At 72.8% G+C, this 13,056-nt stretch carries 14 protein-coding genes and 1 pseudogene; 8 read left to right on the forward strand and 7 right to left on the reverse strand.

All coding sequences use genetic code 11. The features are described 5' to 3' along the window. The 8 genes and pseudogenes from AB0H32_RS41425 to hypA all read left to right on the forward strand — a co-directional run. Nucleotides 1–329, forward strand: a pseudogene (locus AB0H32_RS41425) (hypothetical protein); the annotation flags it as partial. A 57-nt stretch (nucleotides 330–386) separates the two neighbouring features. After that, complete coding sequence (locus tag AB0H32_RS41430) at nucleotides 387–1,475, forward strand: hydrogenase expression protein HypE (RefSeq protein ID WP_361132555.1); 1,089 nt, start codon at nucleotides 387–389, stop codon at nucleotides 1,473–1,475. A 64-nt stretch (nucleotides 1,476–1,539) separates the two neighbouring features. Further along, on the forward strand, nucleotides 1,540–3,333 hold the full coding sequence (locus tag AB0H32_RS41435) for a nickel-dependent hydrogenase large subunit (RefSeq protein WP_361132558.1): 1,794 nt from the start codon (nucleotides 1,540–1,542) through the stop codon (nucleotides 3,331–3,333). Next, nucleotides 3,326–3,904 (forward strand): NifU family protein, encoded by a 579-nt coding sequence (locus tag AB0H32_RS41440; protein ID WP_361132560.1) that lies wholly within the window; start codon nucleotides 3,326–3,328, stop codon nucleotides 3,902–3,904. The genes AB0H32_RS41435 and AB0H32_RS41440 overlap by 8 nt, the downstream gene beginning before the upstream one ends. After that, nucleotides 3,901–4,497 (forward strand): DUF5947 family protein, encoded by a 597-nt coding sequence (locus AB0H32_RS41445; RefSeq protein ID WP_361132563.1) that lies wholly within the window; start codon nucleotides 3,901–3,903, stop codon nucleotides 4,495–4,497. Before AB0H32_RS41440 ends, AB0H32_RS41445 begins: the two co-directional genes overlap by 4 nt. 20 nt (nucleotides 4,498–4,517) lie before the next feature. Next, the gene (locus AB0H32_RS41450) at nucleotides 4,518–4,724 is read left to right on the forward strand and encodes a hypothetical protein (protein ID WP_361132566.1); all 207 of its coding nucleotides are present in this window, start codon (nucleotides 4,518–4,520) and stop codon (nucleotides 4,722–4,724) included. Nucleotides 4,725–4,744: 20 nt separating this feature from the next. Continuing rightward, nucleotides 4,745–4,933 carry a hypothetical protein gene (locus AB0H32_RS41455; protein ID WP_361132569.1) on the forward strand — a complete coding sequence of 63 codons (189 nt, stop codon included), beginning with the start codon at nucleotides 4,745–4,747 and terminating at the stop codon, nucleotides 4,931–4,933. Nucleotides 4,934–4,940: 7 nt separating this feature from the next. Then, nucleotides 4,941–5,288: a hydrogenase maturation nickel metallochaperone HypA gene (gene hypA, locus AB0H32_RS41460; RefSeq protein ID WP_361132572.1), complete on the forward strand. Its 348-nt coding sequence runs from the start codon at nucleotides 4,941–4,943 to the stop codon at nucleotides 5,286–5,288. An 80-nt stretch (nucleotides 5,289–5,368) separates the two neighbouring features. Here hypA and hypE read toward each other — a convergent pair whose 3' ends face one another. From hypE to AB0H32_RS41495, 7 genes are all read right to left on the reverse strand, one after another. Beyond that, entirely contained in the window at nucleotides 5,369–6,442 is a 1,074-nt protein-coding gene (gene hypE / locus AB0H32_RS41465; protein ID WP_361132575.1) for a hydrogenase expression/formation protein HypE, read from the reverse strand. Continuing rightward, on the reverse strand, nucleotides 6,435–7,577 hold the full coding sequence (gene hypD, locus AB0H32_RS41470) for a hydrogenase formation protein HypD (RefSeq protein WP_361132578.1): 1,143 nt from the start codon (nucleotides 7,575–7,577) through the stop codon (nucleotides 6,435–6,437). Before hypD ends, hypE begins: the two co-directional genes overlap by 8 nt. Further along, entirely contained in the window at nucleotides 7,574–7,864 is a 291-nt protein-coding gene (locus AB0H32_RS41475) for a HypC/HybG/HupF family hydrogenase formation chaperone (RefSeq protein ID WP_361132581.1), read from the reverse strand. Before AB0H32_RS41475 ends, hypD begins: the two co-directional genes overlap by 4 nt. Before the next feature lie 3 nt (nucleotides 7,865–7,867). Continuing rightward, a complete protein-coding gene (gene hypF / locus AB0H32_RS41480; RefSeq protein ID WP_361132584.1) occupies nucleotides 7,868–10,282 on the reverse strand; it encodes a carbamoyltransferase HypF in 2,415 nt (804 codons plus the stop codon). Beyond that, nucleotides 10,279–11,004, reverse strand: coding sequence for a hydrogenase nickel incorporation protein HypB (hypB, locus tag AB0H32_RS41485; RefSeq protein WP_361132587.1), 726 nt, complete (start codon nucleotides 11,002–11,004; stop codon nucleotides 10,279–10,281). The genes hypF and hypB overlap by 4 nt, the downstream gene beginning before the upstream one ends. Nucleotides 11,005–11,065: 61 nt before the next feature. Next, nucleotides 11,066–11,656: a hydrogenase maturation protease gene (locus AB0H32_RS41490; RefSeq protein ID WP_361132590.1), complete on the reverse strand. Its 591-nt coding sequence runs from the start codon at nucleotides 11,654–11,656 to the stop codon at nucleotides 11,066–11,068. Further along, on the reverse strand, nucleotides 11,653–13,056 hold a 1,404-nt coding region (locus tag AB0H32_RS41495; protein ID WP_361132592.1), incomplete at its 5' end, for an enoyl-CoA hydratase-related protein. The genes AB0H32_RS41490 and AB0H32_RS41495, both read right to left, overlap by 4 nt.

Raw genomic sequence — 13,056 nt, forward strand, 5'->3', positions numbered from 1 at the left:
GCGGCAGCCGGGTGCGGCTCAGGCCGCGCGGCCGGGGCGCGGACGCCCAGGACATGTTCCTGGCCGGCCGCACCGCCGAGGTCGCGGCGGTCTTCCACGACGTGGACGGCAGCGTGCACCTCGCGGTGACCGTCGACGACGATCCCGCCGCCGAACTGCACGGCTGGTACGGCCGTTTCCACTACTTCCGGCCCGACGAGCTCGAACCGCTCGACCAGACGGACGCACCGAGTCCGGCGGGCCCCAGCCACCCACCCCGGCCGCATTCCCCGCGGCCCCAGCGTCCGGCCGACCGGCCGGAGGAGGGACGGTTCGATGGACGCCCCTGATCTGCCGGCGCACGCCGACGACCGACTCCGCGACCGACTGCAGCAAAGGCCGACGACATGACGACCCAGAGCGGTACCACCGAAGTCCGCGGCGAGCCCGGCCGGTCCGGGGAGCCGAAGGGAATCGACGAGATCACCATCCTCTGGATCTCGGAGGGGATGAGCTGCGACGGCGACACCGTCTCCCTGACGGCCGCCGACCAGCCGTCCATCGAGGACGTGGTGCTCGGCCTCATCCCGGGCCTGCCGAAGGTCAACCTGGTCAACAAGGTGCTCTCGCCGAGCCTGGGCGGCGAGGACTTCCTCGCCCCGTACCGGGCTGCGGCCCGCGGCGACCTGAGCCCGTTCATCCTCGTCATCGAGGGTTCGATCCCGAACCAGAAGATCATCGAGGGCGACGGCTACTGGACGTCGTTCGGCAACGACCCCGAGACCGGTGAGCCGCAGCCCCTGAACTGGTGGATCGACCAACTCGCCCCGAAGGCCTGGGCGGTGGTCGCGGCCGGCACCTGCGCCACGTTCGGCGGCATCCACGCGATGGCCGGCAACCCCACGGGCTGCATGGGCCTCGCCGACTACCTGGGCTGGGAGTTCAGGTCCGAGGCCGGTCTCCCTGTGGTCAACGTGCCCGGCTGTCCCATCCAGCCGGAGAACTTCATGGAGACCCTGATCTGGGTGCTCCAGCACGCGGCCGGCAGTGCTCCCCCGCCGCCGCTGGACCACATGCTGCGGCCGCAGTGGCTGTTCGGGAAGACCGTGCACGAGGGCTGCGACCGGGCCGCGTACTACGAGCAGGCCGACTTCGGCAAGGACTACAACTCGCCCAAGTGCCTGGTGAAGACGGGCTGTTGGGGCCCGGTCGTCAACTGCAACGTGCCCAAGCGCGGCTGGATGGCCGGCATCGGCGGGTGCCCGAACGTCGGCGGCATCTGCATCGGCTGCACGATGCCGGGATTCCCCGACGCGTTCATGCCGTTCATGGACGAACCCCCCGGGGCGACGCTGTCGACCCTCGCCGTCAAGCCGTACGGGGCCATCATCCGCCGCCTGCGCGGCCTGACCAACGACGTGGTGAACCACGAGCCCAAGTGGCGCCACAACAAGCGCAAGCTGACCAGCGGCTACGACCCGCACTGGCGCGCGTGACGCCGTCCGTCCAGCATCCCGCCACCCGACCGCCGAACCCGAACAGCGAGGGGCAGTACCGCAGATGACGACCACCGAGTCCCGCACCAAAGGGCGCAAGCCCGCACAGATCGTGGACATGTCCTGGGATCCGATCACCCGGATCATCGGCAACCTGGGCATCTACACGAAGATCGACTTCGCGAACCGGGAAGTCGTGGAGTGCCACAGCACCTCGTCGCTGTTCCGCGGCTACTCGGTGTTCATGAAGGGCAAGGACCCGCGCGACGCCGGGTTCATCACCTCGCGCATCTGCGGCATCTGCGGCGACAACCACACCACGTGCTCCAACTACGCCCAGCAGATGGCCTACGGCGTCAAGCCGCCGAAGCTGGCCGAGCACATCACCAACCTCGGCGAAGCGGCCGAGTACATGTTCGACCACACCATCTTCCAGGACAACCTGGTCTTCGTGGACTTCTGCGAGGCGATGGTCAAGGCCACCAACCCCGGGCTGCTGGCCCGCGCCGAGCGCACGGACGCGCCGCACGGGAACATCCACGGCTACCGGACCATCGCCGACATCATGAAGGCGTTCAACCCCTTCGAGGGCGAGGTCTACAAGGAGGCGCTCAAGGTCAGCCGGGTCACCCGGGAGATGTTCTGCCTGATGGAGGGGCGCCACGTCCACCCGTCGACGCTGTACCCGGGCGGGGTCGGCACGATGCCGCAGCCGAACACCTTCACCGACTACCTGAGCCGGCTCATGCACGTCGTCGACTTCGTGAAGAAGGCGGTGGCGATGAACGACGACGTGTTCGACTTCTTCTACGAGGCACTGCCCGGCTACGAGGAGGTCGGCAAGCGCCGCATCCTGCTGGGCTGCTGGGGCGCCTGGCAGAACCCGGACGTCGTCGACTACCGCTACGCGACCATGAACCAGTGGGGCAAGGCGATGTACGTCACCCCCGGCATCGTCGTGGACGGCAAGCTGGTCACCAACAACCTGGTCGACATCAACCTCGGCCTGAGGATCATGCTCGGCAGCTCCTTCTACGAGGACTGGGTCAACGAGCAGCCCTTCGTCACCCACGACCCGCTCGGCAACCCCGTCGACATGCGCCACCCGTGGAACCAGACCACCGTTCCGGTGCCGCAGAAGCGCGACTTCGACGGCAACTACAGCTGGGTGATGAGCCCGCGCTGGCACCACCCGGAGACCGGCGAGCACCTCGCCCTCGACACCGGCGGCGGGCCCCTGGCCCGGCTGTGGACCACCGCGCTGAGCGGCATCGTCGACACCCCGTACATCAAGGCCACCGGCCACAGCGTGCGCATCTCGCTGCCCAAGGGCGAGTCGCTGCCCGAGACCACGCTGGAGTGGAAGATCCCGAAGTGGAGCAACACCCTCGAGAGGGACCGGGCCCGGCCGTACTTCGTCGCCTACGCCGCCGCCATGGCCCTGCAGTTCCTGGAGGAGTCGATGGGCATGCTCCGCGACGGCGACACCAAGGTGTACGAGAACTTCGAGGTGCCCGACGAGGCGATCGGCTGCGGCTTCCACGAGGCGGTGCGCGGTGTCCTCTCCCACCACCTGGTGATCAGGGACAAGAAGATCGCCAACTACCACCCGTACCCGCCCACCCCGTGGAACGCCAGCCCGCGCGACATCTACGGCACCCCGGGGCCGTACGAGGACGCCGTCCAGGGCCAGCCGATCTTCGAGGAGAACGGGCCCGACGACTTCAAGGGCGTCGACATCATGCGCACCGTCCGAAGCTTCGACCCGTGTCTGCCGTGCGGGGTGCACATGTACATGGGCAAGGGCAAGACCCTGTCGACCGTCCACTCGCCGACGTACGGAGCCAACCATGGCTGACCCGGCCGTACGGCTCCCGGACCCGGAGGTGGAGGCACGGCTCGCGCGGCTCGACGAGGTGCTGGCCGGGCTGGAGTCCACGCCCGGCCCGGCCGCCCGCGAGGCGCTGGAGCCGGTGAGCCTGCTGACCGAGGTCTACGGCGAGGCGCTCGCCCGGGTTCTGGACCGCGCGGACGACGCACTGCGCGAGCGCCTGGCCGACGACGAGCTGCTGGGGCACCTGCTGGTCCTGCACGCCCTGCATCCCGAGCCCGTCGAGAGCCGTGCCGCCCGCGCGGTCGAACGGCTGCGGCCCGCGGTGCGCGAACGCGGCGGCGACCTGGAGTGGGCCGGTGTCGAAGGGCGGGTGGCCCGGGTGCGGGTGACCAGCGGCGGCGGGTGCGGTTCCGGGTGCGGCGGCGGGTCGGCCGACATCACGGAGGCCGTGCGCGCGGCGGTGCTGGCCGCCGCCCCGGAGCTGACGGGCGTGGAGCAGGTCGCCGCCGAGCGGCGCGCGGCCCCGGCCTTCGTCCCCCTGGCCACGCTGACGCGCCGGCCCGCGCCGCAGCCGCAGCCGCAGGGAGCGCGGTGACCGTGGACGGGGCACTGGCCCGTGTCATCCGCTCGGCGGCGGACCGGACCGCGACCGCGGGGCCCGAGACGTGCGACCTGTGCGCCGCCCCGGTGGCCGACGGGCACCCCCACCTGTACGACACGGAGGCGGGGCAGGTGCAGTGCGTCTGCCACCCCTGCTCGGTCCTGTTCGCCGAGGACGGGGCGGGCGAGGGACGCCGGAGGCTGGTGCCCCGGCGCCGGCTGCGGCTGCCGCCGGTCGACACGGCGCAGCTGGGCGTACCGGTGGGCCTGGTGTTCTTCGTGCCGTGCAGCGACGGCACGGTCACCGCACAGGGGCCGAGCCCGGCGGGGGCCATGCGCTGGGAGGTGGACGCGGCGGCCTGGCAGCGGCTGACCGTCGTGTTTCCGCAGCTCGCATCCATGGCACCCGACGTGGAGGCGCTGCTGGTGAACACCGTGCGGGGCCAGAACGAGCACTGGATCGTGCCCATCGACGACTGTTTCCGGATGGTCGCCCTCGTCCGCCGCGAGTGGCGGGGCCTGTCCGGTGGCGGCCGGGTCTGGCCGGCCGTCGAGCGGTTCTTCGCGGAGCTCACCGAGCGATCGTGAAGCCCAGAAAGGAGACGACCATGGGCAGCATCAGAGTGGGACGCCCCCAGGCGAAGCCCGACACGCCCAGCCATGTGCGCGGCCTGCACCAGGGCAACAGGGGCCCCTACGAGAGTCAGAGCGGACACCACGTCGACGGCACCTCCGACGCGCGCCGCTCCACGGGGATCGACTCGAAGAGGCACGACGCGCTGATCGAGGAAATGCCGAACATCTCGCCCGGATGAGAGAGCAGGGAGTGAGCGTGATGAAGCGCTGCGAAAGGTCACGGACGGCCAGATCGGCCGTTTCCGGGCGTCAGGTGCTGATCGCACAGGCCCTCCTGGTGGGCGGCCTGGCGTTGGCCCTGCTCGTGAAGGAACTGCCCAGTGTGGTGCGCGAGTTGCGGATCGTCCGGATGACCGGTGGTCTGCGCGCGAACCGCCGCTACCCCTGAGCCGGCCGTGCACGAACTGTCGATCGCGACCGCGATCGTGGAGCACGCCGAGGAGATCGCCCGGGAGGACGGCACCGACGGCGTCTCGTCGGTGACCGTCCGGGTCGGGGAGCTGGCGGGGGTGGTGCCGGACGCGCTGCACTTCGCCTTCGAGGTGGCCCGTGACGGTACGGCCCTCGCCTCGGCCCGGCTCGTCGTCGAGCAGGTGACCGCGCGGGCGTGGTGCGGTGGGTGTGCCGAGGAGTTCGCGGTCGGCATGCCGCCGTTCTTCTGGTGCCCGCGCTGTGACCGGCCCTCGCAGGACCTGCGCAGCGGACGGGAACTGGAGATCACGGGCGTCGAAGCGGCGCCCTGAGCGGCTGCGGCCCCGCCGGTGCCCAGGGCTCCGGCGGGGCCGCACGTTGTCCGCGCCCCGGTCGGGCTGTCCGCATCCCCTCAGCAGATGCGCGGCAGCTGCTCCCCCAGCGGCAGGTCCACCACCCGGGTGCCGCCCAGAGCGGTGGCGACGACCACCATCCCCGGATGCTCCTCGACGCACTCCCCGACGAGGACCGCGCCGCGGCCCTGCGGGTGGGCCCGCATGGCCGCCAGCACCGCCTCGGCCTCCTGCCGTGGCACGAAGGCGACGAGCCGGCCCTCGTTGGCGACGTACAGCGGGTCCAGGCCGAGGAAGCCGCAGGCGTTCACGACCTCGTCCGGGACCGGGACGGCCCGCTCGTGGAGCCGTACGCCGGTGCCCGAGGCGCGGGCGATCTCGTTGAGGGAGGTGCCGAGCCCGCCCCGTGTGGGGTCGCGCAGAACGTGGATGTCCCGGGTGACCTCCAGCATGTCCGCCACCAGGCCGGCCAGCGGCGCGGTGTCGGAGGCGATCTCGATGCCGAACTCCAGGCCCTCCCGCACACTCATGATCGCCACGCCGTGCAGGCCGATCGGGCCGCTGACGATGACGGCGTCGCCCGGCCGGGCGCGCTGCGGGCGGATGTCGACTCCGTCGGGGACGAGGCCGACGCCGGCGGTGGTGACGTAGACGCCGTCGCCGTGGCCCGACTCGACCACCTTGGTGTCGCCGGTGGCGACGGTGACGTCCGCCGCCCGGGCGGCCGCCCCGATGGCGCGGGCGATCCGCTCGACGACGGCGAGTTCCACGCCCTCCTCCAGGACGAACGCCGCGGAGAGGTAGGCGGGCCGGGCGCCGCTCATCGCGAGGTCGTTGACGGTGCCGTTGACCGCGAGGTCGCCCAGGCTGCCGCCGGGGAAGAACAGCGGCCGCACCACGTAGGAGTCGGTGGAGAACGCCAGCCGGGCGCCGCCCAGGTCGAGGACCGCGGAGTCGGTCAGGGCGGCCAGGGTGGGATTGCCGTACGCCGGGGCGAAGACCTGCTCGATCAGCTCGGCGGACAGGGCGCCGCCCCCGCCGTGGCCCATCACCACGACCGGCTGGTCGCGCAGGGGGGCGGGACAGGTCCAGTTCGCAGGGTCGAGGACCGCTTCGGTTGCGAGGTCAGCCAACGGGGTTCATCTCCTCCCGCGGGATACGGGATCCCTGCGGTGCCGGGCCGGTCATCCGGCGGTACAGGTAGTAGGCCGCGCAGGCACCCTCGCTGGAGACCATGGTGGCGCCGAGCGGGGTGCGGGGCGTGCAGGTCGTGCCGAACGCGGCGCACTCGGTGGGTTTGATCAGGCCCTGCAGGACCTCGCCGGCACGGCACTCGGCGGGTTCCTCGGTGCGGATGCCGGCGACGTCGAACCGGTGCTCGGCGTCGTGGGCGCGGTAGGCGTCGGTCAGGCGCCAGCCGCTGGCCGGGATGCGGCCGATGCCGCGCCAGTTGCGGTCGGTGATCTCGAACACCTCCTCGATCATGCGCAGGGCCGCCGGATTGCCCTGGTCGCGCACGGCCCGCGGGTAGGCGTTCTCCACCCGGTGCTCCCCGCGCTCCAGCTGGTGGACGGCGCGGCGGATCCCTTCGAGGATGTCGAGCGGTTCGAAGCCGGTGACGACGACCGGCACCCGGTGCTTCTCGGCAAGGTCCGGGTACTCGGCGGTGCCCATCACGCTGCACACGTGCCCGGCGGCGAGGAAGCCCTGCACCCGGCAGGCGGGAGCCGTCATGATGGCCTCGATCGCCGGGGGGACCCGGACGTGGGACACGAGCAGGCTGAAGTTGTCCAGGCCGAGGCGGCGGGCCTGGTGCACCGCCATGGCGTTGGCGGGGGCGGTCGTCTCGAAGCCGATGGCGAAGAAGACGACCTGGCGGTCCGGGTTCTTCCGGGCGAGGTCGAGGGCGTCCAGCGGCGAGTACACCACCCGTACGTCACCGCCCTCGCCCTTGACCCGGAACAGGTCCCGGTCGGAGCCGGGCACCCGGAGCATGTCGCCGAAGGAGCAGAAGATCACGTCGGGACGGGCGGCGATCTCCAGCGCCTGGTCGATGACGTCGAGGGGCGTGACACAGACCGGGCAGCCCGGGCCGTGGATCAACTCAACCTCCTCCGGGAGGAGTTGGTCGATGCCGTGACGGATGATGGAGTGGGTCTGGCCGCCGCAGACCTCCATCAGCGCCCACGGCCGGGTGACCGTGGCCCGGATCTCGTCCAGCAGCCGGCGGGCCAGGTCCGGGTCGTTGAACTCGTCGATGTACTTCACAGGACCTCACTTCCGCTCTCCTGCCGGGCCGCCTGCGCCCAGGCGTCGCCGAACTCCTCCTCCAGCAGCCCGAGTTGCTCGAACAGCTCCAGGGACGCCCGGGCCGACTCCTCGTCCAGGCGCTGCAGGGCGAAGCCGACGTGGACGATGACGTACTCCCCCACCCGCACATCGGGCAGGTACTCCAGACACGCCTGTTTGCGCACGCCACCGAAGTCGATCAGCCCGGTGAGCGGGTCGGCGCCGTGGTCGATCTCCACGACCTTGCCGGGCACTGCCAAGCACATGGGTCACTCCGTCTCGTGGTTGATTGCCGTTGCCGCGACCATGAGCTGGCCGAGCGCGAGCCCGCCGTCGTTCGGGGGCACTTCGCCGTGCCTGAGGACCGTGAACCCGTCCCCGCGCAGCAGGGCTGCGCACTCCTCCTCCAGCAGGCAGTTGGCGAAGACGCCTCCGGTGAGGGCGACTGTGGTCAGGCCGGTCGTTCCACGGGCCCGTCGGCAGATCTCGGTGACGGCCCGGGCCACGCCCCGGTGGAAGCGGGCCGCGAGCACGGGCCCGGGGGTGCCCCGCTGCAGGTCGGTCAGGACGGCCTGCAGCGGGGGTGCGATCTCCCACCGGCCGGCCCGGCCCAGCCGGCCGAGCGGTTGATGAGAGGGGCCGCTGCTCCGGCCCCCGCGCGGTGGCGGGAGGGTCCGCAGCCCGAAGCGGTACGCCCTGGCGTCCGCGTGCCACGCCTGCGTCGCCGCGGCCTCCAGTTCCAGCGCGGCCTGCGCCTCGTACCCCGCGCGGTGGCACACGCCGGCCAGAGACGACACGGCGTCGAAGAGACGGCCCATGCTCGATGTCGGAACACATGCCACCTGCCGGTCCAACTGCTGTCGCAGTACGGTGAGTTCGGACTCGGAGCACGCGCTGACGCTCGGCACGTCCGGGTCCCACGCCAGGCCCTCCGCCCACAGCCGGGCCAACGCCAGCCGGCAGGGGTTGGCCACCCCGGCGTCGCCGCCGGGCAGCGGGGCGGGGGTCAGGTGGGCGAAGCGCCGGTAGCCGGTGTAGTCGGCGAGGAGTACCTCGCCGCCCCACACGGTCCCGTCGTCGCCGTACCCGGTGCCGTCGAAGGCCACGCCGATCACGGGTGTGGTGCCGTCGAGGCCGTGTTCGGCCATCGCCGAGGCGATGTGCGCGTGGTGGTGCTGGACCAGGATCGGTGGGTCCAGGGCGAGTCGGGACGACCGTCGCCGCGCCCAGGCCGTCGAGTGGTAGCCGGGGTGCCGGTCGGCGGCGACCAGCCGGGGGGTGACTGCGGTGAGGCGGGTGAGGTGGTGTTCGGCCCGCCCGGCGGCTTCGAGGGTGGCGAGGTCGCCCATGTCTCCGATGTGCGGCCCGAACCAGGCCTGGTCGCCCTCGCCGAGACACAGGGCGTGCTTCAGGTCGCCGCCGACCGCGAGCGCGGGACGCACCGGGAGAGGCAGCCGCAGGGGGCGGGGCACGTATCCGCGGGAGCGGCGGAGCACCTGTTCGGTGCCGTCGGGACGGACCCGCAGCAGGGAGTCGTCGCACGGGGAGGCGATGGGCCGGTCGTGGGCGAGCCAGGCGTCGGCGATCCCGGCCAGCCGGGTCAGGGCGTCGGTGTCGTCGGTGACGATGGGCTCGCCGGAGCGGTTGCCGCTGGTCATGACCAGCACCCGGGGGCCGGGAGGATCTCCCGGCAGCCCGAACAGCAGGGTGTGGACGGGGGTGTAGGGCAGCATCACGCCCACGTGCGGGCTGCCGGGGCAGACCTCGTCGGCCAGGCGGAGGCCGTCCGCGGGCGCGCGTCTGCGCAGCAGGACGATGGGGCGCCGGGCGCCGGTGAGCACGGCCCGTTCGGTGCCGGAGAGCAGTGCGATGCGCTCCGCCGTGGCGAGGTCGGCGCACATCACGGCGAAGGCCTTGCCGCCGCGGTCCTTGCGGGTTCGCAGGGTGGCCACGGCCCGGGCGTCGGTGGCGTCGCAGGCCAGGTGGTAGCCGCCGACCCCCTTCACCGCGACGATCCGACCCGCGGTCAGCAGCGCCCGTGCCGTCGCCAGGGCGTCCGCGTCCCGGGCCGGTCGCACGCCGGAGCCGTCGGCCGGGACCAGGCTCAGCCGCGGGCCACAGTCGGGGCAGGCGACGGGCTGCGCGTGGAAGCGCCGGTCGGGCGGGGCGCCGTACTCGCGGGCGCAGGCGGGGCACATCGGGAAGTCCGCCATGGTCGTGGCCACGCGGTCGTACGGCATCACGGTGGCGATGGTGAAGCGGGGGCCGCAGTGGGTGCAGGTGATGAACGGGTGGCGGTGGCGGCGGTCGCCGGGATCGGCCAGCTCGCTGAGGCAGTCGGCACAGGTCGCGGTGTCGGGCGGGAGCTGGGTCCGGCCGGCGGACTCCTCGGTGGGACGGATGGTGAAGGAGTCGGCGCCCCCGGTGGCGGGGAGGTCCTCGCAGCCGACGCCGGTGACCGAGGCGAGCGGTGGGGGCTGCTCGGACAGCAGGTCGCAGAAGCGTCCGACGCCCTCCGCCGGGCCCTCGACCTCGATGAGCACGCCGTTCGCGGTGTTGCTGACGAACCCGCCCAGCGCGAGGTCGGCGGCCAGGCGGTGGACGTAGGGCCGGAACCCGACCCCCTGCACCGTGCCGCGCACGGTGAGCCGGCGGCGTACCGGTCCGGTGACGGGCGCGGTCACGCGACGGGGGCGGAGGCGGTGTGGTGGTGGCCGTGGGGGTGCGGGGCGAGCGGGGGCCGGTGCGGCGGGGCGCCGTGCCGGGCGGCGAGCGTGTGGGCCAGGAGCGTGTCGACCCCGTCGCCGGTGCGGGCGCAGGACCGGACGATCTCCACCCCCGGGTTGACCCGCTGGACGTTCTCCCGGAAGGCGCCCTCGTCGAAGCCGGCCGCCTCGGCCAGGTCGGTCTTGGTGATGACGACCAGATGGGCGGAGCCGAACGCGGTGGGGTACTTCAGCGGCTTGTCCTCGCCCTCGGTCACCGCCATCAGCACGATCCGCAGGTTCTCGCCGAGGTCGTAGGACGCCGGGCAGACGAGGTTGCCGACGTTCTCCACGAAGAGCACCGCGGTGTCCGCCGGCAGCCAGCCCTCCAGCCGCCCGCGCACCTGCCGTGCCTCCAGATGGCACAGTCCGTCGGTGAGCAGCTGCTGGACCGGCGCACCCGACCGGGCGAGCCGGACGGCGTCGTTCTCGGTCGCGAGATCGGCGGTGAGGGCAGCGACCGGAACTCCCCGTTCCACTGCCTGGGCCAGGACCCGGCCGAGGAGTTCCGTCTTGCCGCTGCCGGGGCTGGACAGCAGGTTGACCACCGCCACGCCCCGCCGCGTCAGGTCGTCGCGCAGGCGCGCGGCCAGATCGTCGTTCTTCGCCAGCACGGCCTGTTTGACGTCGGACCGGCACATGGGCGCAGCTCCTCGGAGTCGTGAAGCGGAGCCCCGGCCGCGTCCCGTGCGGCCCGGGGTCTCACCGATCTTCGGCTCCGTCGGGCACGAGCCCCGGCAGCGCAGCCGCGTGCGGGGGCCCGGATTCCATCGGGCGGCCCAACGGGGGTGCCGGCGCCGCCGGATCCGCCAGCAGGACGGGGATCAGCGTGTGCAGTGCGTCCACGGCCCGGTCGACGGCCTCGCGCACGGGCGTGCTGAGCCCGGGCAGGATGTCCTCGTCGCCGCTCGGCAGGACGCCGGGCTCGCAGGCCAGGACGAGCACCCGGGGCAGCGGCTCGTCGCCCAGGTGCGCGGCCAGGGCCAGCACCTTCTCCGGGTCCATGCCGTGGGCCTCGGGCACGACCGTGCCGTCGGGTGGTTCCGCCTCGATCAGGGTGAGGGTGCCGGGGTGCAGTCCGCGCGGGGCCGCGTCGACCAGGACGGCGGTGGCACAGCCGTCGAGCAGGGTGTAGGCGAGGTCCAGGCCGCGGATGCCGAAGTCCCGCACGCGCACCCCGGGCGGCAGCGGGCGCCGCTCCAGGGCGCGGATCACCTCGGGACCGAACGCGTCGTCCCCGAGGAAGATGTTCCCGACGCCCGCCACGAGCAGCCGGGCGGCCGAGGCGCTCAACGGTCCGCCCCGGCGACGGGTGCCAGGGGCCGGGTGGATCCGGCCGGCTTCTTGCGGACGAAGGCCGACCGCAGCGCGTGGTACGGGGCCTCGGGGTCGAAGAAGACGGCGTGCATCCGGGCGAGTTCCGCACTCCGGTGGTCCGCGAGCGGTCGTACCCCCTCGTCCCTGCGGCGGGCCGCGGCCTTGGCGGCGATCCGTTGCCGCAGGTCGGGTGCGGCGGCGAGGTCGGCGGCCAGCCTCTCGACCTCAGCGGTGAACTCCCCCGGCGCCGCCGGTACCAGACGGTCCGCCAGCCCGATCCGCGCGGCCGACGCGGCGCTGAGGGGCAGGGCCTCCTCCGTCAGCCGGCGGGCGGTGGCGGCGCCCGCGCGGCGCGGCAGCGTGTACGTCCAGAACTCGGATCCGTACAGGCCCATCCGCCGGTAGTGCGGGTTGAGGACGGCTCCCGTACGGCACCAGACCTGGTCGGCGGCGAGGGCGAGCATCGCGCCGCCGGCGGCCGCGTTGCCGGCGAGCGCGGCCACCACCAGCCGGTCGGTGGTGCGCAGTACCGCCTCGACGAGGTCGTCCATGGCGTTGAGGTTGGTCCAGGACTCCATGGCCGGGTCGGCGGCCGCCTCGATGACGTTCAGATGGATGCCGTTGGAGAAGAAGTCGCGGTCGGAGCCGAGTACCAGGACCGGGGTGGGGCGGGCGAGCGCGTACCGGTAGGCGGCGAGCAGCCTGCGGCACTGGTCGGTGCTCATCGCCCCGCCGGGGAAGGAGAAGGTGAGGAAACCGGCGTCGCCGCGCTGCCGGTAGCGGATGTCCGTCCAGGTGCGCCGGTGCGCGGGCAGTTCGAGCGGGACGTCGGCTTCCGCAAGCTCGGGGATGTCCTGGCCGGAGAACCCGGCGAGTACGGAGGCGGCGGGGCGCCGGAAGGGTGCCGGGTCGCCGGAGCTCTTGCGCGGGCGCAGTTCCGGGATCCACACGGCGCCGTCGCGGGTGGCCCGGCAGACTGCGCCGGCCCGGGTCGCCAGCAGGGCACCGGGGCGGCCGCGCAGCCGGTCCTCGGGGTGGCCGCCGTGCAGGAACACCTCGCGGCCGAGGAGTTCGTCGAGAACACCCGGTTGCGAATCGGCACCGCGCAGGGCGCGCAGTACACGCTCCGTGCTGTCGTTCTCCCAGTCGATCCGGCGCCGCTCCTGCCGGTGGGCGTCGCGCCACACGACGTGGACGCCGTCGTCGGTCTGCGGTCGGGGCTTGTACGAGGCGTCGGCGAACCGCTCGACGGCCAGCAGGACGGCGGTGACGGCGGCGTCGGAGGCCTCGTTGCGGTACAGGTCGCTCTTGCCGACGGGCGGTACGTGGAAGGACTCGGCCGCCCAGATGTCGCCCGCGTCCATGGCCGCCTCGGC

Source organism: Streptomyces sp. NPDC020362, assembly GCF_040642095.1.
Taxonomy (GTDB): Bacteria; Actinomycetota; Actinomycetes; order Streptomycetales; family Streptomycetaceae; genus Streptomyces.